The 18,852-nt window shown below is 40.5% G+C and carries 19 protein-coding genes; 7 read left to right on the top strand and 12 right to left on the bottom strand.

Annotated features, from left to right (window positions below; genetic code table 11):
- Positions 1–112: 112 nt before the first annotated feature.
- On the top strand, positions 113–742 hold the full coding sequence (locus tag CSV73_RS00100) for a YktB family protein (RefSeq protein ID WP_099626568.1): 630 nt from the start codon (positions 113–115) through the stop codon (positions 740–742).
- Between the two features lie 155 nt (positions 743–897).
- On the opposite strand, the gene CSV73_RS00095 is transcribed toward CSV73_RS00100, so the two are convergent.
- The 7 genes from CSV73_RS00095 to CSV73_RS00065 all read right to left on the bottom strand — a co-directional run bounded on the left by CSV73_RS00095 (position 898) and on the right by CSV73_RS00065 (position 8,135).
- Complete coding sequence (locus CSV73_RS00095) at positions 898–1,176, bottom strand: UPF0223 family protein (protein ID WP_099626316.1); 279 nt, start codon at positions 1,174–1,176, stop codon at positions 898–900.
- A gap of 11 nt (positions 1,177–1,187) precedes the next feature.
- Complete coding sequence (locus CSV73_RS00090; protein ID WP_085133119.1) at positions 1,188–2,147, bottom strand: NAD(P)H-dependent flavin oxidoreductase; 960 nt, start codon at positions 2,145–2,147, stop codon at positions 1,188–1,190.
- A gap of 76 nt (positions 2,148–2,223) precedes the next feature.
- Positions 2,224–3,636 (bottom strand): dihydrolipoyl dehydrogenase, encoded by a 1,413-nt coding sequence (gene lpdA, locus CSV73_RS00085; RefSeq protein ID WP_085133118.1) that lies wholly within the window; start codon positions 3,634–3,636, stop codon positions 2,224–2,226.
- A 4-nt stretch (positions 3,637–3,640) separates the two neighbouring features.
- Complete coding sequence (locus CSV73_RS00080) at positions 3,641–5,014, bottom strand: dihydrolipoamide acetyltransferase family protein (RefSeq protein ID WP_099626315.1); 1,374 nt, start codon at positions 5,012–5,014, stop codon at positions 3,641–3,643.
- Between the two features lie 34 nt (positions 5,015–5,048).
- Positions 5,049–6,026 carry an alpha-ketoacid dehydrogenase subunit beta gene (locus CSV73_RS00075; protein ID WP_085133116.1) on the bottom strand — a complete coding sequence of 326 codons (978 nt, stop codon included), beginning with the start codon at positions 6,024–6,026 and terminating at the stop codon, positions 5,049–5,051.
- Positions 6,027–6,029: 3 nt separating this feature from the next.
- Positions 6,030–7,145, bottom strand: a complete 1,116-nt coding sequence (gene pdhA, locus CSV73_RS00070; RefSeq protein WP_085133115.1) for a pyruvate dehydrogenase (acetyl-transferring) E1 component subunit alpha — start codon at positions 7,143–7,145, stop codon at positions 6,030–6,032.
- A 363-nt stretch (positions 7,146–7,508) separates the two neighbouring features.
- Positions 7,509–8,135, bottom strand: coding sequence for a YkyA family protein (locus tag CSV73_RS00065; RefSeq protein WP_085133114.1), 627 nt, complete (start codon positions 8,133–8,135; stop codon positions 7,509–7,511).
- Positions 8,136–8,303: 168 nt separating this feature from the next.
- Between CSV73_RS00065 and def the strand changes: the two genes are divergently transcribed.
- From def to rnjA, 3 genes are all read left to right on the top strand, one after another.
- Complete coding sequence (def, locus tag CSV73_RS00060) at positions 8,304–8,861, top strand: peptide deformylase (RefSeq protein WP_085133113.1); 558 nt, start codon at positions 8,304–8,306, stop codon at positions 8,859–8,861.
- A gap of 241 nt (positions 8,862–9,102) precedes the next feature.
- Positions 9,103–9,312 (top strand): DNA-dependent RNA polymerase subunit epsilon, encoded by a 210-nt coding sequence (locus CSV73_RS00055; RefSeq protein WP_099626314.1) that lies wholly within the window; start codon positions 9,103–9,105, stop codon positions 9,310–9,312.
- 3 nt (positions 9,313–9,315) lie between these two features.
- Entirely contained in the window at positions 9,316–10,983 is a 1,668-nt protein-coding gene (rnjA, locus tag CSV73_RS00050) for a ribonuclease J1 (RefSeq protein WP_099626313.1), read from the top strand.
- A 190-nt stretch (positions 10,984–11,173) separates the two neighbouring features.
- Here rnjA and CSV73_RS00045 read toward each other — a convergent pair whose 3' ends face one another.
- Genes CSV73_RS00045 through CSV73_RS00025 form a run of 5 tightly spaced genes read right to left on the bottom strand, consistent with a single transcriptional unit; the run spans position 11,174 to position 15,642 of the window.
- The gene (locus CSV73_RS00045) at positions 11,174–11,833 is read right to left on the bottom strand and encodes a potassium channel family protein (RefSeq protein ID WP_085133110.1); all 660 of its coding nucleotides are present in this window, start codon (positions 11,831–11,833) and stop codon (positions 11,174–11,176) included.
- 36 nt (positions 11,834–11,869) lie between these two features.
- Complete coding sequence (locus tag CSV73_RS00040) at positions 11,870–12,943, bottom strand: ABC transporter substrate-binding protein (RefSeq protein ID WP_099626312.1); 1,074 nt, start codon at positions 12,941–12,943, stop codon at positions 11,870–11,872.
- A complete protein-coding gene (locus CSV73_RS00035; RefSeq protein ID WP_099626311.1) occupies positions 12,940–13,737 on the bottom strand; it encodes an ABC transporter permease in 798 nt (265 codons plus the stop codon). Before CSV73_RS00035 ends, CSV73_RS00040 begins: the two co-directional genes overlap by 4 nt.
- Entirely contained in the window at positions 13,734–14,546 is an 813-nt protein-coding gene (locus CSV73_RS00030; RefSeq protein ID WP_085133107.1) for an ABC transporter permease, read from the bottom strand. The genes CSV73_RS00035 and CSV73_RS00030 overlap by 4 nt, the downstream gene beginning before the upstream one ends.
- Positions 14,536–15,642: an ABC transporter ATP-binding protein gene (locus CSV73_RS00025; protein ID WP_099626310.1), complete on the bottom strand. Its 1,107-nt coding sequence runs from the start codon at positions 15,640–15,642 to the stop codon at positions 14,536–14,538. The genes CSV73_RS00030 and CSV73_RS00025 overlap by 11 nt, the downstream gene beginning before the upstream one ends.
- A 668-nt stretch (positions 15,643–16,310) precedes the next feature.
- Here CSV73_RS00025 and CSV73_RS00015 point away from each other — a divergent pair.
- From CSV73_RS00015 to CSV73_RS00005, 3 genes are all read left to right on the top strand, one after another.
- The gene (locus tag CSV73_RS00015; RefSeq protein WP_085133104.1) at positions 16,311–16,853 is read left to right on the top strand and encodes a peroxiredoxin; all 543 of its coding nucleotides are present in this window, start codon (positions 16,311–16,313) and stop codon (positions 16,851–16,853) included.
- Between the two features lie 91 nt (positions 16,854–16,944).
- Positions 16,945–17,400: a TlpA disulfide reductase family protein gene (locus CSV73_RS00010; RefSeq protein WP_085133103.1), complete on the top strand. Its 456-nt coding sequence runs from the start codon at positions 16,945–16,947 to the stop codon at positions 17,398–17,400.
- Positions 17,401–17,542: 142 nt separating this feature from the next.
- Positions 17,543–18,733: an MFS transporter gene (locus tag CSV73_RS00005; RefSeq protein WP_085133102.1), complete on the top strand. Its 1,191-nt coding sequence runs from the start codon at positions 17,543–17,545 to the stop codon at positions 18,731–18,733.
- The last annotated feature ends 119 nt before the right edge of the window (positions 18,734–18,852 follow it).

Genomic DNA, 18,852 nt, shown 5'->3' with positions numbered 1-18,852 from the left:
AAGATATGCGAAAATTCCGACTTTTATTGGTTAGAAGCCTTGTTATTTTAAATTATTCCCCGTTTACTGATAAGATAAACGTAGTCACTACAAACTGGAGGAGATTTTCTTGATTCAGTCTTATTGGTCATCAAATGATTTTGATGTTTTCACCGTTGATGGCTTGGATAATCGCATGAAAGCTTTGCAGGAAAAGATACAACCAAAATTCATAGAATTAGGAAATCATTTTGCACACCGCCTTTCCGCACACGGTACGGGTGAGTTTTTTCCACATGTTGCAAAACACGCAAGACGAACTGTAAATCCGCCACGGGATAGCTGGGTGGCATTCGCTCCTGCTAAGAGAGGCTATAAAGCGTTACCTCACTTTCAGATTGGCTTGTGGGGCACACATTTATTCATCATACTGGCAATTATTTATGAAAATCCCGATAAAAAAGGAATTGCTACACGTTTAGAAAAAGAAATGAACGAAATGACTTCGTTGCCGAAGGATTTTGTTATATCTGGAGATCATATGAAGCCTGAAGCCGAGCGAATTGGTGAAGTAGGTACAGAAGGACTTGAGAAGTTGCTGGATCGTCTGCAAACTGTGAAAAAAGCAGAGTTTTTAGTTGGTCGTCACCTTTCAAGAGATGAAGCATCCAAAATGAGCGAAAAGCAATTTTATGAGTATGCAGAAGATACGTTTACCAAATTATTACCTGTTTATGATGTAGTTATTGATTCTTTTGATTGAAAATAAAAATCGCTAGCGAAATAGCACCGCCGGTCGATGTCCGATGCAGAGGATTTCCCCTCATGATCAACTAATTCGGCATTCCAGGCAAATCATCCATCACATATGAGAGCAAAATAAAAGACACCCTTTGAGACAGGTGTCTTTTATTTTGATTATTTTTTCACCTTTAGCAGTTCGCCAGGTTTACTCTCTTTAGCAGCCTTCACTACGCGAAATGCTACATAGTCACTACTTTCCTCGAATTCCTTGCACAGCGTTTTTTCTTCAGCCATGGATGGAACCACACTTTTGAAAGCTCGATAATATCTCATAAATTCGTCTCGTTCGATATTCGTTTCATACGCTTGCTCTACTTTTGTGAAAAAATCGATCACCTTAACGATCTCTTCTGTTGACCAATCCGCACGTAGCGGATATTGATAACCTGCCATTTACTTCTCTCCTATCTGACACTCCATTTTTCTCGTATTGTTAACGCTTCATTTTTCATTCGTTCAAACAATTTGGCGACGCTTGGAACATCCTCGATCATACCCGCTACTTGGCCACCCCAACCAAAGCCTTGATCATTCATACCATCGTGAATGAATTTACGATTGGCATCTCCGCTAATAAATGCTTTCAGCCCTTCGTAACCGGCATCTTCCGCTTCTAATTTTAGAATCTTCTCTGTCCACTCATTCGTTAATGCACGTGCAGGTGCACCGATTGTCCGTTTGATAATCGTCGTGTCCTGTTCACTACTTGCTAAAAGAGTTTCTAGATAAGCAGGTGATGCATCGACACATTCTTTCGTCGCTATGAAACGAGTGCCCATCTCGATCCCTTCTGCCCCGAGTGCTTGTGCTGCCATCCAGCCCCGCCCATCTCCAATACCACCTGAGCCAATGACTGGTATAGTAACGGAATCTACAATTCTTGGGATTAATACCATCGTACCTATATCATCACGGCCTAAATGTCCGCCGCCTTCTTGTCCAACTGCTATGACAGCATCCGCGCCAATCTCTTCAGCTTTTTGCGCTTGCCTTCTAGCCGCCACCAACACCATCTTCTTCACATCAGTACCTGTTAACATTTCAAATAGTGGCGCAGGATTCCCCCCGGTAACCGATATAATATTGATGTTTTCTTCCAATGCAGCTTCCACCATCGCTTCATACGATCTACCATGATTGCCAATGGCAAAATTTACACTAAAGGGTTTATTTGTCTTTTGGCGAACTTTGCGGATTTCTTCTTTCAATGCTTCAGGCGAAGTTAGACTCATCGCTGTAATTTGGCCAAGTCCGCCTGCTTCCGAAACGGCAGCAGCCAGGTCTGAATAAGCCAGATATGCAAGTCCTCCTTGCACAATCGGATAATCAATTCCAAACAGTTTTGTCACTCTAGTTTCCCACATGAAAATCCCCCATTTTTCCATAATGTAAAAAGGCCCATGAGAAAAAATCCCCATGGGCTGTTCAATTCTAGCTGTTTTATTTCGTCATCATGTGAATTGGCTTACCAAGGGCAACTTCCGCTGCTTCCATGGAAATCTCGCCTAATGTAGGGTGAGCATGAATCGTCATAGAAATATCTTCAAGTGTCATACCTGCTTCAATCGCTAGACCAAGTTCTGCAATCATGTCAGAAGCATTTTCCCCAACGATTTGAGCGCCAAGTAATAAGCCGTCTTCTTTGCGGCCTACAAGCTTCACGAAACCTTCTGTAGCATCCAATGAAAGAGCACGGCCGTTTGCTGCAAACGGGAACTTACCGCTTATTACGTCATATCCTTCATCTTTTGCTTGCTTTTCGTTTAAGCCTACAGTTGCTAGTTCAGGATCTGTGAAGCATACAGCTGGAATCGCCATATAATCTACTTCAGATTTTTCTCCAGCAATAGCTTCTGCTGCAACTTTTGCCTCGTAAGAAGCTTTGTGCGCAAGCTGAGGTCCCGCTACGATATCACCGATTGCATATACATTCGGTAGATTTGTACGGCATTGCTTGTCCACTTCGATCAAACCGCGGTCCGTCATGTTCAAGCCAAGACTTTCCAAACCGATTTCATCTGTATTCGGACGACGGCCCACCGTTACAAGAACGTAGTCCGCTTCAATTTTCACTTCTTCACCTTTAGCTTCGTAAGTTACTACGACACCATCTTTAGTTTCTTCAACGCCCTTAGCAGATGCTTTTACAACTACTTCAACGCCTTTTTTCTTCAAGCCTTTTTTAACGATTTGCGTCATTTGTTTTTCGAAACCAGCAAGGATATCATCCGCACCCTCAAGAATGGTTACTTCAGATCCTAGATTAGCATAAGCAGATCCAAGTTCTGTACCAATATAACCGCCACCGACAACGACAAGCTTTTTCGGTAATTCTTTCAAACTTAGAGCACCGGTAGAATTGATTACACGGTCTGTAAATTTGAATGAAGGGATTTCAACTGGGCGTGCACCCGTTGCGATGATAACGTTGTTGAATTTATAGGTTTGAGCAGAGTTGTCTGTCATCACACGTACAGTGTTCGCATCCACGAAATACGCTTCACCTGCAACAGTTTCTACTTTGTTTCCTTTAAGCAAACCGGATACGCCGCCCGTTAACTTAGACACAACACTTTCCTTAAACTTCATAGCTTTAGAAAAGTCTAGTTCGACAGATTTCGCAGTGATTCCCATAGCATCTGCATTCTGAGCATCCACAAAGCGGTGTCCAACAGAAATCATTGCTTTAGAAGGAATACATCCAACGTTCAAACAAACGCCGCCGATTGTATCTTTTTCTACGATTGTAACTTTTTGACCAAGTTGAGCTGCGCGTATTGCTGCCACATATCCTCCTGGGCCTGAACCTACTACAAGTGTGTCAACTTCAATTGGAAAATCTCCTACTACCATTGCTTTACGCCTCCATTAATAAAAGTGATGGATTACTTATTAATTCCTTAAGATAGTTTAACGCTAATTGCCCCGTTACGCCATCAATCACTCTGTGATCAAATACTAATGATAATGCTAACATAGGTGCCGCTACAATTTCACCATTTTTCACAATAGGTTTTTCAGAAATTCTTCCAATACCTAAAATAGCTACTTCTGGATGGTTAATGATCGGTGTAAACCACTGTCCACCTGCAGAACCAATGTTCGTGATCGTACATGATGCACCTTTCATTTCTGCTGCTTGAAGTTTTCCATCGCGCGCTTTTCCAGCAAGCTCATTCACTTCATTTGAAATAGCAAACATGGACTTGCGATCAGCATTTTTAACGACGGGTACCATTAGACCGCGATCTGTATCTGCTGCAATTCCGATATTATAGTAGTGTTTTTGAATTAATTCTTCTGTTGCATCGTCTAATGACGTGTTCAGTTGAGGGAACTCACGCAATGTTGCTACAAGCGCTTTTACTACATACGGAAGATACGTTAACTTAACATCTTTCTCCGCCGCAATTGCTTTGAATTCTTTTCGATGTGCAACTAGTGCAGTAACATCCACTTCATCTAACAATGTAACATGTGCCGCTGTGTGTTTTGAATTTGACATTGCTTTTGAGATGGCTTTCCGCACAGGAGACATTTTCTCACGAGTCTCTGGGAATTCACCTTCAAAGATAGGCGCTTGCTTCTCTGGAGTACCAGGCGTTGCCGCGTCTTGCTGGGATTGGGCCTTTTCTTCAACAGATGGTTGTTGACCTCCCGCTTTAAATGAATCTATATCTTCTTTTACTACACGGCCGTTTTTTCCACTCCCTGCAACTTGCGCTATCGCTACATCGTGTTCTCGTGCATATTTACGAACAGATGGCATTGCGATTACTCGGCGATTTTCATCGACTTCACTAGTAGTTGTCTTGGTAGTTTGTTGTTTTTGCGGTTCTGCCGATTGTTGTTCTCCAGATGCTTGTTCAGGTTTCTTGGAATCTACGCTACCAAGTGCTTCCCCTACTTGTTCATGAGACTTTTCTGCACTCGCTTCTTCATTAGAAGAGTCCGTACCTTCTTCATCGTCTTCATGATCTGGAATACCATGATCCGGTGCATCAAAACGCACTAATTTATCACCAACAACTGCTACAGTACCTTCAGTAACATAAATTTCTTCTACTGTACCTGATACAGGTGATGGAATTTCTACTACGGATTTATCATTTTGTACTTCTAGTAATGTATCATCTTCTTGGATTTCATCGCCTGGTTTTACGAACCACTTGACGATCTCCCCTTCGTGTATACCTTCACCAATGTCTGGTAATCGAAATTCATAAGTCACGTAATTCACCCTTCCTGGATTGTCCGACTAGTATTTAAAATGTAAGAACTTCTCTTGCTTTCGCTGCAATGTCTTTGGCATTAGGCAACCAAGTGTTTTCGCCTGCCGCAAACGGATATACCGTGTCTGGTGCCGTCACGCGCAGCACTGGAGCTTCTAGGCTCAAAATAGCGCGTTCAGTAATTTCAGCTACAACGTTAGCAGCAATTCCCGCTTGCCGCTGAGCTTCTTGTACGACGATTGCGCGATTTGTTTTTTCAACGGATTGAATGATTGTTTCTATATCAATAGGCTGAATCGTACGTAAATCGATGACTTCCACTGAGTAATTTTCTTTTTCAAGCGCTTCAGCAGCTTTTAAGCTTTCCTGCACCATTGCACCATATGTGACAATCGTCAAATCTTTACCTTCACGCTTAATATCAGCTTTTCCTAAAGGAATAGTATATTCTTCTTCAGGAACTTCTTGTCTGAATGAGCGATATAGTTTCATATGCTCCAAGAAAATTACGGGATCATCACTCTTGATTGCAGATATAAGTAATCCTTTTGCATCGTACGGAGTAGATGGGATAACCACTGTTAAACCAGGTTGTGATGCCACTAGACCTTCTAAGCTGTCTGCGTGCATTTCTGGAGTGGCTACACCGCCACCAAATGGAGCACGTATCGTAATCGGTGCATTGAAATGGCCACCTGTTCTAAAGCTCATTCTCGCAATTTGTCCACTCACTGAATCCATTACTTCAAATAGAAAACCGAAGAATTGAATTTCCATAATAGGACGAAAACCAGTAAGTGCTAGGCCAATTGCCAATCCACCAATACCAGATTCAGCTAGCGGCGTATCAAATACGCGCTCCTCACCGAACTCTTTATGAAGGCCTTCCGTCGCACGGAAGACACCTCCATTTGCGCCTACGTCTTCACCGAATAGCAATACATTTTCATCCGTTTTCAGCTCAGTACGAAGCGCATCTGTAATCGCTTGAATCATTGTTAATTCTGCCATGGATTATTTCGACTCCTTTCCAGCATACGCATCTAATTGTTCTTGTAAGTTAAATGGCATTTCGCCTTTATACATAATCTTCATAAAGTCTGTCGCTTTTTGTTTAGGCTGTCCATCTGCTTTTTTGATAGCTTCTTTAATTTCTTCTTTCGCACGTTCAATTACTTTTTCCTCTTGTTCTTTAGACCAAATACCTTTGGCTTCCAAATATGTTCTAAAACGCACGATCGGGTCACGTTTTTCCCATTCATTATCAATATCCGATGTACGGTATCGTGTCGGATCATCACCAGCCATCGTATGAGGTCCATAACGGTAACACATTGTTTCGATCAACGTTGGTCCATCTCCATTGACTGCACGTTCTCTTGCATCACGTGTTGCCACATATACTGCCAATGGATCCATTCCATCTACCAGTACACTTGGCACGCCTGCCGCTACACCCTTTTGAGCGAGTGTTTTTGCTGCTGTCTGTACATCACGATGTGTGGAAATCGCATATTGGTTATTCTGAATGACGAAGATAGCAGGTACTTTATATGCCCCTGCAAAGTTCAATCCTTCGTAGAAATCACCTTGTGATGTTCCGCCATCACCTGTGTACGTAATGACAACTGATTTTTGCCCTTTTTTCTTAAAGCCTAGACCTACACCAGCAGCCTGGACATATTGTGCACCAATGATGATTTGGGGTGGGAAAATATTAAGCCCATCAGGAATCACACTTCCTGCATAATGCCCTCTTGACCATAGAAATGCCATATGCAATGGCCAACCATGGAATAATAACTGAGGAACGTCACGATATCCAGGGAGAATGAAATCATCTTTTTCCAACACATATTGAGAAGCTAACTGGGAAGCTTCTTGTCCTGCCGTAGGAGCATAAAATCCGAGACGTCCTTGTCTATTTAAAGAAATGGATCGTTGGTCAAGGATACGTGTATAAACCATGCGATTCATCAATTCCACTAATTCTTCATCGGGAAGTTTCGGATCCAAGTCCTTGTCTACGATCTTTCCTTCTTCATTCAATATTTGTACCATATCAAATTGACTTTCAATCAGTTGAAGCGCTTTCACAGGATCATACTGATTACCTTTTTTAGCTACCATATCTTGATCTCTCCTTCATATCTGTATTATATCGATTTCAAATAAAGTTAATACAACTTCTTATAAATATTAGTATACGCAAAACTGAGCACTTGGTCAACCATTGTAATCAAAGACTTCTTAGTCTTTTTTATATTTTTCTAAAAACATACTGTACTAACACAATATCCATTCTGTATTGGTACAGATGCGTTTTTTCTTAACTGACACTCAGCATTCCGCAGCCTTAAAATTCATCATTAGATATCCATACAGCAACTCAGATTACAGCCTCATTCTCATTCTTGATCTGCTCCAACAATCGATTATGGCGTACTACTTGTTCCTTTTAATAGTATTTACTCCATACTTTACATTTCCTTTTTAATGTGTTTCTAAACTTTTCAAAGCACGAGCAGCTAATCTGTTTACTTCCCTAGTCGCTTCATTAAATTCTATAAGTGATTGTTGACTGGAAGTGATTAACTCGTTTACTTCATTGACTTGTTTTTGAAGTTCATGCTCACGGATAGAGTGATCTTCAATTTGCGTATATAATTGCGTCTGACTATCTATCAACTTTTTATACTGCATGATGAACGTCTCATGTATATCCGAACGTTCATAAAGTGTTTCAATTACTACACCTAATTGATCATGTAAATCCATCTGCTCCATCCATTCAGACATACGGTCTATCTCTTTCTTCGATTCGCGTAAAGAATTTTCCTCTTTTTCTACTAGCAGAGCCCGTTCATGTGCAGACTTCTTCATCGCAACCACACGCTGCTTCACTTCTTGATATTGCTGTTGAGTCAGTTCCATGGTCTCAACAAATAAGACTTGTTCTTTCTGTTCTTTCTCAAGTAACTTCATCCCAAAGTTGTTCCCTTGTTTTTCTTTTTCATTCACAGCCACAAGTAAATCTGTAAGTTGTTGAGTTACTTCAGACTCTTTGGAACAACCAGTTAGTAGAAGGAATATGAACAATAAACAAATTACTTTCTTCATTAATTACCCTCCTGATGCTTTATATACTTTTTTCTTTCACCATTTTTATCATTCGTCTATACTGTATAAGAGGAAATTGTTTTTTACGATTATATCCCTTAATGCACGTCTGTTACCAGTTTATTGCAGATTGTACTATACCTAATATATCCGAGAGGAAGAGTAGAAATGATTTTAATGAATGATATTATCCGAGAGGGTCACCCGACGTTGCGCCTAAAAGCAAAAGAGGTGAGCTTTCCTTTAAGTAACGAAGACCGTCAATTATGCGATGATCTGTTGGAGTATGTAGTCAATAGCCAACATGATGAGTTGGCAAAAAAATACGGTTTACGTTCGGGCATCGGATTGGCTGCACCACAAGTGAATGCATCCAAAAGAATTTTCGCCCTGCATATTCCTGACGGCGAGGTTCTACTGGAAGACTTTATAGCGATTAACCCTAAGATCATTAGCCATTCCGTAGAAAAAACATATATAGAGAACGGTGAAGGCTGTTTATCGGTAGATCGTGAAGTGCCTGGGTATGTTCCGCGTTACGCAAGAATTACCGTAAAAGCTTTCGATAAGGAAGGTAACGTAATCAAGAAACGTTTAAAAGGATTGCCCGCCATTGCGTTCCAACATGAACTTGATCATTTGAATGGCATTATGTTCTATGATCATATCGACAAAAATGCCCCTTACAAGGAGATTGCCGGTGCCATAGCATTCGATAGAGAGTAAAGCTCTTATACTTGACAGACAGGAGTTTTTCTGTTATAGTCTTGTCAAGGAGTGATGATGCCATGTATAAACGTCTAAAACGCAAACTGCTAAGACGACTTAATGGCCTGCTCGGTAAAAAGACAATTGCTTAGACTTTTACGCCCGCCAACTAAATTGGTGGGCTTTTCTTTATTTTAGGGAAATTGCATGCTATTATTGATGATATGTATTATTAGGAACGTAAAAAGGAGAGTTAAACATGATTTTCAAAGTATATTACCATTTAAACGTACAAGAAGTTCCAGTCCGCGAGAACACACTCAGCTTGTATGTAGAAGCTGAAACAGAAAAAGAAGTCCGTGATCAATTAAAAGGTCGCGATCTGATGATTGAATACGTACAAAAGCTGGAGGGCGAGCATTTAACATACGAACAAGCCTCCCCAGACTTTCGCGTTGAGCAGGTCTAATCAATGAAATCTATTAAAAACAATGAAACAGCCGTTTTTGCCCTAGGCGGACTAGGTGAAATCGGTAAAAATACGTATTGTGTACAATTCCAAGATGAAATCATCATTATTGATGCTGGAATCAAGTTTCCTGAAGACGAATTGCTAGGTATTGACTATGTAATTCCAGATTACACTTACCTCGAACGCAATATCGATAAAATTAAAGGACTTTTCATCACACATGGTCACGAAGATCATATCGGTGGAATTCCCTATCTATTACGCAAAGTGAACGTTCCCGTCTATGGCGGTAAACTAGCAATTGGTTTACTTCGCAATAAGTTGGAAGAACACGGATTATTGCGCACTACGGAAATTCATGAAATTGAAGAAGATGATTTTATCAAATTCCGTAAAACTGCAGTGTCCTTCTTCAGAACTACGCACAGTATTCCTGATGCATTCGGTGTAGTGGTCAAAACTCCATCGGGTAACATCGTCCATACAGGTGACTTTAAGTTCGACTTTACGCCTGTCGGTGAACCTGCTAACTTGCATAAGATGGCGAAAATCGGTAGTGAAGGTGTCCTTTGTTTATTATCAGACAGTACAAACGCAGAAGTACCTAACTTCACGATGTCGGAACGTAAAGTTGGAGAAAGCCTGAACGATATTTTCCGTACTGTAGATGGTCGGATTATTTTCGCTACATTCGCTTCGAATATCCACAGATTGCAACAAGTGATTGAATCGGCGCAGATATTTGGCCGTAAAATCGCTGTCTTCGGTCGTAGTATGGATAATGCAATTACTATCGGTCGCGAACTCGGTTATATTGACGCTCCAAAAGATTTATTCGTAGATGCCCAATCACTCAACCGACTTCCAGCTAATAAAGTGATGATTTTATGTACGGGTAGCCAAGGTGAACCGATGGCTGCACTATCTCGTATCGCAAACGGTACGCATAGACAAGTTCAAATCCAACCTGGCGATACCGTTATTTTCTCATCTTCACCTATTCCAGGAAATACACTTAGCGTGAACAAAGCGATTAATTCATTGTTCCGTGCAGGTGCAGAAGTTATTCATGGTCCTTTAAACAACATCCACACGTCCGGTCACGGGTCACAGGAAGAGCAAAAGCTTATGTTGCGTTTAATCAAACCTAAATACTTCATGCCAATCCACGGGGAATATCGCATGATGAATATGCACTCTCAACTTGCTGTAGACTGTGATGTCGAACCTGATAACATTTTCATTATGGGTAACGGTGATGTACTTGCACTCACTGACTCAACCGCAAGACTTGCTGGACGTGTACCGTCAGGCGATGTTTACATCGACGGAAGCGGCATCGGCGATATCGGTAACGTTGTACTACGTGACAGACGAATTCTCTCTGAAGATGGTCTGGTCATCGTTGTAGCAACCATCGACACCAAAAAGAACCGCTTAGTATCTGGTCCCGACCTGATCTCACGCGGATTCGTCTATATGCGGGAATCTGGCGCTATGATAAACGAAGCACAATATATGCTTTCGAAAACATTACAGCGCAAACTGGCTGCTAAACCTGATTCCATCAACAACCTAAAAGGCGACATCATCGATACACTCGTTCCGTATTTATACGAAAAAACGAAACGTAAACCGATGATCCTTCCTGTAATTATGGAACTCTAAAAAAACATACAAAAAAAGCAAGTGCACTTTAGCACTTGCTCCAAACTGAGGGCAACTCCGATAAATCAGGGGTTGCCTTCAGTTTTTTATTTGGATTTTTTATAATATCTTTTAACCATTTACTAGATGTTCCAAGTTGAAAAACAACACTAGTTGATCGACGTTCTCTTCTTCTTCCACTTTCTATTCATTAATGCAATGCTCTCCGTTCAAACCGATGAATATCCAGATCAGAACCAATCACAATCAACACATCATTAACTTCTATTTGCTCAATCGCTTGCGGAGAAACTAGTATATGTGTGCCACGCTTGATCGCTACAATATTCACACCGTACTTGGCACGAATGTCTAAATCGATCAGCGAAGAACCTGCGATGTGATTATTAGCTTGAATCTCCACGATCGAGTATTCGTCGGATAACTCTAGATAATCCAAAATATTGTTTGAGACCAAGTTATTTGCAATACGCTTCCCCATATCTCGCTCAGGGTGAACGACTTGGTCCGCTCCAATTTTTCGCAATACTTTTTCATGATAGTCATTTTGCGCTTTCACAGTAATACGTTGTACACCGATTTCTTTCAAAATCAGCGTAGTCAAAATACTCGCTTGTATATTTTCTCCTATTGCGATCACCACATGTTCGAAATTCCGTATGCCTAATGAACGCAATGCCGCTTCGTCGGTCGTATCGACAGCTACAGCTTGCGTGGCAATATTCGCAAATTCCTCCACGCGTTCTTGTGACTTATCGATCGCCATAACATCAGCTTCCAGTTCAATTAGTTCTTTAACGATACTGCCACCAAAACGACCTAAACCAATTACTACAAATTCCTTTTTCATCTCATTACTCCTCGCCATTGCGAATAGTCACATGTCTTATCGCAATCCCATTTTAAATTTCAGGAATAACTCATTATACACTCCAAGTGTTTCTAAACCTAAATTTTCATACACTTCAAGGTTTTTCCTCGCCTCTTCATCAGGGTAAAATCGTTCATCACTTGTAATATCTTCATCCATAAATGACAATGCTGCAGTATTCGGTGTAGAATACCCCACGTATTCTGCGTTTTGCGCTGCCACTTCAGGATCAAGCATGAAATTAATAAATTTATATGCACCTTCAACATTCGTAGAGGTTTTCGGGATGACAATATTATCAAACCATAAGTTCGAACCTTCACTTGGCACGATATAATTAATGTCGTCGTTTTCAGAGATCATATCTGCCGCCTGGCCAGACCACGTGAGCGCAACGGATGCTTCGTTATTGATCATGAGTTGGGTAACTTCATCACCTATAACCGCTTTAACATTCGGACCCATCGTTTCCAGCTTGTCTGTTGCCTGTTTTAGTTCCTGCAAACTAGTTGAGTTCAATGAGTAGCCGAGTGAATTCAATGATATTCCGATCACTTCACGCGCACTATCTACTAAAATGAGCTTCTGTCGCAATGAAGCATCCCATAAACTTTCCCAACTCTCAAACGTCTGACCTTCCAATAAGGATGCATTATATGCGATACCTACAGTTCCCCAGAAATACGGAATCGAATATTGATTGTCTGGATCAAACGGCAAATTCATGAAGTATGGATCGATGTGTTGAACGTTCGGAATTTTCGAGAAATTCAATGGCAGTAAAAGATCCTTCTCTTCCATCATCTGCACTGCATATTCAGACGGGACTGTCACATCGTAAGCAGTTCCCCCTTGTTCGATTTTCCCCATCATTCCTTCATTGGAATCAAATGTTTCATAAATCACTTTGATGCCTTCTTGTTCCTCAAATTGCTTCAGAAGATCCGGGTCAATATATTCGCCCCAGTTGTATACCGTAATCGTATCTTTACCCGCACTCCCCGCTTTATGCTCGAGCTGATAATTGGCAAACAACAGGAGACCAGAAACGAGTAAAATTACAAATGCACTACTTATTAATCCTTTCATTTTTTCACCCCCTGAGGTGATTTTGCTTTATTACCGATAATATAATAACCCAGTACTAGAATTATTGTGAGTAAGAAAATCAATCCGGATAGCGCATTGATTGTTAACGTGATTCCTGTGCGTGCCATGGAGTAAATTTCCACGGACAATGTCGAGAATCCATTTCCTGTTACGAAAAAAGTAACTGCAAAATCATCCAATGAATACGTTAACGCAAGAAAGAACCCTGCGAAAATTCCCGGCTTGATATAGGGCAATATAACACGCGTCAGTATATCTTTACGTGAAGCTCCTAAATCCCGCGCTGCATCTATTAACGTAGTACTCATTTCTAGCAACTTGGGCAACACCATAATGACGACGATCGGTATACTAAAAGCGATATGGGAAATGAGCACTGAAGCAAAGCCCAATTTCACACCGATCAGCGTGAATAAGATTAAGAAAGATGCACCGATAATTACATCAGGACTGACAATCAATATATTGTTCAGAGATAATACGGTCTGACGCGCAGATTTATTTTTCATGAAGTAAATGGTAAGTGCACCCATCACGCCGATTGTAGTGGATAGTAAGGCGGATAATAATGCGATAATGACCGTATTCAAGACAATGATTAGAAGTCGCGTATCTTGAAATACCGCTTGATAGTGATCTAAAGTAAATGATTCGAAATTCGACATCCCGTCTCCGGAATTAAATGAATAATATATGAGATAAAAAATAGGAGCATATAAAATTACAAAGACTGCTGCCAAATAAACTTTCGGCAAGATCCCCAGTTTCTTCATTTAATGATGCCCCCTTTTTTTCCAGACGTCAGTACCATAATTAAGAACATGAAAATGATTAGAAAGACAGCAATCGTGGAACCCATTCCCCAGTTTTGTGTAACGAGGAATTGTTGCTCGATCGCGGTTCCAAGTGTAATTACTTTATTACCAGCAATTAAACGAGTAATCATGAATAGGGATAAGGCCGGTATGAATACAACTTGTATACCTGATTTCACACCATCCGTAGTCATTGGCCAAATCACTCGTTTAAATGTTACCCATGCATTCGCCCCTAAATCCTTGGATGCATCCAATAAAGTAGGATTAATTTTATCCAAAGAGTTAAAAATAGGCAATATCATAAATGGAATAAATATATACACGGAAACAAACACGAAACTAAAATCGGTGAATAATATTTGCTGACTGCCTATACCGACAGTTTCCAAAAAGGCATTAATGGGTCCATAAATCCCCATCAACCCAATAAATGCATAGGTCTTCAACAATAAATTAATCCACGAAGGTATGATAATGAGTAATAACCATAACTGCTTATGCTTCGTCTTAGTTAAGAAGTAGGCTGTCGGATAGGATATCAATAAAGCAAAAAAAGTTATGAGAAATGCATACCAAAACGAACTCATTGTTAATTTGAAATAGATCGATGAAAAGAAGTTTCGATAGTTAGCCAACGTTAAATGACCCGATAAATCAAAAAACGAGTAATACACAATGACAGCAATCGGTGCTAGCACAAATAATAATAACCACGCTGCATACGGTGTGGCATATATAAAACGTAACGGGTTTTTATTCCTCATCTTCCGCCACTCCAAACGATTCCAGACGTGCATCAAAGTCCGCTTCAGATTCATTCAGACGCATAACATGAATGTCTGCCGGTTCAAAATCCAAACCGATTAACGTCCCTACATCCGCTGGTTTAGTTGAATGGACTAGCCACTCATTACCGTCAGAGTCATACGTTGATAGTTCATAGTGTACTCCCCGGAATAATTGCGTATCTACAGTGACAGTTAACCTTCCTTTTTCGACGGTTGTCATTTCCAAATCCTCAGGACGAATGACGATATCCACTTTTTCATTAGGATAGAATCCACCATCTACACATGGAAATTGTTTGCCAGTAAATTCCACTAGATAATCTTCAATGATTCTCCCTGTTACTATATTCGATTCGCCAATAAAGTCTGCTACAAAACGGTTAATGGGCTCATCGTAAATATCAATCGGTGTCCCCGACTGTTGAATTTCACCGTTATTCATAACGAAAATTTCATCGGACATCGCAAGTGCTTCTTCCTGGTCATGCGTAACAAAAACAAATGTTTTGCCAAGACGCTGCTGGAGCTCTCGCAATTCATATTGCATTTCAGAACGTAATTTCAAATCTAACGCCGACAATGGCTCGTCTAGTAAAATCACTTCAGGATCATTGATGATCGCTCTAGCAATCGCAACGCGCTGACGCTGCCCGCCGGACATTTCAGTTATTTCACGGGATTCGTATCCCTCTAAATTCACGAACTTCAACGCTTCTTTTACTCGGCGATCCACTTCATTTTTTTTCACTTTTTTAATGCGTAAACCAAATGCAACATTTTCATACACATTCAAATGAGGAAACAATGCGTAATCTTGAAATACCGTGTTCACTTGACGTTCATTTGCGGGTACAGAGTTGATCTTCCTTCCATTGAAGAAGATCGATCCATCCGTCGCTTCCGTAAAACCAGCGATCAAACGTAAAATAGTCGTTTTTCCACAGCCCGAAGGTCCAAGTAATGTATAAAACTTACCGCGTTCCATTTCAAATGAAACACGATCGAGGACAGTTGTAGATTCATTATAGCGTTTTGTAACATTCTCAAAACGAATAATCGGTTCAGTAGTCAATAGGTTTCCTCCTTGCATACCATATTATTTCTTATAATAAATGAATAGTTGTAAACTTACTCATTATACCCAAAATGATAATGAAATCAACTATCATTTTATGTCGAATAACAAAACAGCCCACAGGAAAATAGTCATGAAAATTGTTTTTTCGCAAATGACATAGTAGAATGAAACCATATATTGAGGAGGGATTCAGTTGGAAGACCATTTATTTTTTTATCTGGACTCTGATGACAAGCGGAATCGAAAAGTCGAGCCCGCAACAAGAGAAAATCATCTAGAAGGAATTTTTCTAGTACAAAATAAGAAAATACGAACGTGGAAAGAGATGGCTTCTCATTGCGTAGAATGCATGGAACCATTACATTATAGCGATGAATTTGACGCACGGTACTGCAAAGATTGTGATGAATGGCGAGAATTGATATGTGATCCTAATTGTAAAACATGCCAAACACGCCCTATGAAACCTTCTGACTGTAAACAAGACTTTGAGTAATCAGATGCTCAAATCCTAAATATATGAAGTTTATCGCTCTTTATAATAATTATTATTATCTTCGAGTCATTCTAATTGAATTTAACTTGAAACTTTGTTATTCTAGATAAGAATTGTGCAACACAGTCATGTGGTTGTACAAAAGACTAATTGGAGGTTTTATATAATGGCTGAACGTATGGTAGGTAAACAAGCTCCAGATTTTACAATGGAGGCAGTACTAGCTGACAAATCTTTTGGTAAAGTTAGTTTACAAGAGAACATTAAAAACGACAAATGGACAGTTCTTTTCTTCTATCCAATGGACTTCACTTTTGTATGTCCAACAGAAATCACTGCAATGTCGGATCGTTACGATGAGTTCGAAGACTTGGATGCAGAAGTAATCGGTGTTTCTACTGATACTATCCACACTCACCTAGCTTGGATCAACACGGATCGTAAAGACAATGGTCTTGAACAACTAAAATACCCACTTGCAGCGGATACTAACCATTCTGTTTCACGCGACTACGGTGTATTGATCGAAGAAGAAGGTATTGCATTGCGCGGCCTTTACATCATCAATCCTGAAGGCGAACTTCAATATCAGACAGTATTCCACAACAATATCGGTCGTGACGTGGACGAAACTCTTCGTGTACTACAAGCACTACAAACTGGCGGTCTTTGCCCAGCAAACTGGCGTCCAGGTCAAAAAACTCTTTAATTTTTGGACAACCATCCCCACGCGTTACACTAATCGTGGGGATTTTTTTATCAACTACTATATACACCCACTTAGCTAGGAGGAATTCTTGATGAAATTACGTGAACAAATGCCTGAACTTCAAGGTGCTACAACTTGGTTGAATGGTGAAACTTCCAAATCGGAACTTGTTGGAGAAAAACCGACACTTGTACACTTCTGGTCTGTTAGTTGTCATATGTGCAAAGAAGCGATGCCGGATGTAAACAATTTCAGAGATCGATACAAAGATGAACTGAATGTTGTGGCTGTACATATGCCTCGTTCAGAAGATGATGTCGATTTGGAACAAATCAAGGAAGTAGCAGCTGAGCATGATATTACACAACCGATTTTCGTTGATAGCGAATTGAAGTTGAACGATGCATTTGAAAACCAATACGTCCCTGCCTACTATGTCTTTGACAAAGATGGTGCATTACGTCACTTCCAAGCGGGCGGTAGTGGTATGAAAATGCTTGAAAAACGTGTGAATCGTGTACTAGATGAAATGAAAAAAGAAGATTAATTGTACCAACGACTCTTGCTTTAAGGGAGTCGTTTTTTCATATCCCTTTTCCTCAAAACACTCCGTAGCAAACACAATACAAACATTGTCGATTTTTTTATGATACGATTAGTAAAAAGTTTTTTGGAAAGCGAGTTGCCGAATGAACAAACTATCTACACAAATCGCACTTTATATTTTAATGTTCAATATGTTCATCGCTATGGCTGGTGTCGGCTTGATCATCCCCATAATGCCCGAATTCCTAGGTACTTTTGGAGTTGCAGGACGCGCACTCGGACTATTGATTGCCATGTTCTCTTTTGCACAATTTATTTTTTCTCCTATTGCAGGAAATCTCTCAGATAAATACGGCAGAAAAAGCATTATTGTTTTCGGCTTGATTATTTACGGATTTTCTCAATTAGCTTTTAGTTTATCAACTGAACTATGGATGCTCTATCTCGCACGATTCTTTTCCGGCTTCGGTGCCGCCTTTATTATTCCACCTACTATGGCATTTGTGGCGGATATTACATCCCCGAAAAACCGCGGTCGCGGAATGGGATTACTTGGCGCTTCGATGTCTTTAGGTTTTATGATAGGTCCCGGAATTGGCGGTTTTCTCTCTAATATCAGCTTATACTTCCCTTTCTACTTTGCAGCAGCGGCATCCATGGTAGCAGCGGTTGTATCTTTATTACTGCTACCTAACCCTAAGCCCGTATTGCAAGGTGCTGCAACGAATGAAAACATCTTTCAGCAAATGCGTAGATCTACGCAAACGTCGTATTTCGTCATGCTGATTGTCATGTTTGTATTTTCTTTTGGATTAGCTAATTTCCAATCAACCATTTCGTTGTATGTAGATCAAAAATACAATTACACACCTTCCCAAATCGCAGTCATCATTACGGTTGGCGGATTTGTCGGGGTCATCATCCAGACATTTGTCATCGATCGTTTGTTCAAACGTTTTGGTGAAATGCGTGTCATTCTCATCAATTTAGTCATAGCTGCTTTCGCTATGTTAGGTATTTTATTCGTCAACACATTCTTCACTATTCTATTGGTAGCAACGATTTTCTCAACTGCTACTTCATTGTTGCGACCAGCAGTCAACACCTTAGTCTCGAAACTAGCCGGTAAAGAGCAAGGGTACGCAGCTGGGATGATGAATGCCTACATGAGCCTCGGAAATATGATCGGTCCAGCTACAGCGGGATACATATTCGATATGAATATGGAATCACCCTATATAGTCGGCACAATCATTCTCCTACTTTGCTTTATTCTCGCTTTATACTGGGCAAGAAACAACAAGTCACTTATAGAATCTGCAAGAACTTCTTAAATAGTGTCACGATAGCAGCCTATAACAAAAAATAAATAGAGAAGAGACTGAGACATAACTATCTCACCCCGTTTCCTTGCACTCCGAAAGGCACGCTTTCCGAGGGGCGTGGCTTGAGC

The organism is Sporosarcina sp. P1, from assembly GCF_002743155.1.
GTDB classification, from domain to species: Bacteria; Bacillota; Bacilli; order Bacillales_A; family Planococcaceae; genus Sporosarcina; species Sporosarcina ureae_B.
Note: the sequence above shows the minus strand (reverse complement) of the source record. Positions and strands in the feature narration are given on the sequence as shown.

What these genes read in the sequence shown, in the direction of transcription:
- CSV73_RS00095 (WP_099626316.1), bottom strand. Translation starts at nt 1,176, where the DNA reads ATGGCAGGTTATCAATATCCGCTACGTGCGGATTGGTCAACAGAAGAG.
- CSV73_RS00045 (WP_085133110.1), bottom strand. Translation starts at nt 11,833, where the DNA reads ATGAAAAAGGAATTTGTAGTAATTGGTTTAGGTCGTTTTGGTGGCAGT.
- lpdA (WP_085133118.1), bottom strand. Translation starts at nt 3,636, where the DNA reads ATGGTAGTAGGAGATTTTCCAATTGAAGTTGACACACTTGTAGTAGGT.
- CSV73_RS00035 (WP_099626311.1), bottom strand. Translation starts at nt 13,737, where the DNA reads ATGAAGAAACTGGGGATCTTGCCGAAAGTTTATTTGGCAGCAGTCTTT.
- CSV73_RS00030 (WP_085133107.1), bottom strand. Translation starts at nt 14,546, where the DNA reads ATGAGGAATAAAAACCCGTTACGTTTTATATATGCCACACCGTATGCA.
- rnjA (WP_099626313.1), top strand. Translation starts at nt 9,316, where the DNA reads ATGAAATCTATTAAAAACAATGAAACAGCCGTTTTTGCCCTAGGCGGA.
- def (WP_085133113.1), top strand. Translation starts at nt 8,304, where the DNA reads ATGATTTTAATGAATGATATTATCCGAGAGGGTCACCCGACGTTGCGC.
- CSV73_RS00090 (WP_085133119.1), bottom strand. Translation starts at nt 2,147, where the DNA reads ATGTGGGAAACTAGAGTGACAAAACTGTTTGGAATTGATTATCCGATT.
- CSV73_RS00010 (WP_085133103.1), top strand. Translation starts at nt 16,945, where the DNA reads ATGAAATTACGTGAACAAATGCCTGAACTTCAAGGTGCTACAACTTGG.
- CSV73_RS00005 (WP_085133102.1), top strand. Translation starts at nt 17,543, where the DNA reads ATGAACAAACTATCTACACAAATCGCACTTTATATTTTAATGTTCAAT.
- CSV73_RS00065 (WP_085133114.1), bottom strand. Translation starts at nt 8,135, where the DNA reads ATGAAGAAAGTAATTTGTTTATTGTTCATATTCCTTCTACTAACTGGT.
- CSV73_RS00055 (WP_099626314.1), top strand. Translation starts at nt 9,103, where the DNA reads ATGATTTTCAAAGTATATTACCATTTAAACGTACAAGAAGTTCCAGTC.
- pdhA (WP_085133115.1), bottom strand. Translation starts at nt 7,145, where the DNA reads ATGGTAGCTAAAAAAGGTAATCAGTATGATCCTGTGAAAGCGCTTCAA.
- CSV73_RS00040 (WP_099626312.1), bottom strand. Translation starts at nt 12,943, where the DNA reads ATGAAAGGATTAATAAGTAGTGCATTTGTAATTTTACTCGTTTCTGGT.
- CSV73_RS00015 (WP_085133104.1), top strand. Translation starts at nt 16,311, where the DNA reads ATGGCTGAACGTATGGTAGGTAAACAAGCTCCAGATTTTACAATGGAG.
- CSV73_RS00075 (WP_085133116.1), bottom strand. Translation starts at nt 6,026, where the DNA reads ATGGCAGAATTAACAATGATTCAAGCGATTACAGATGCGCTTCGTACT.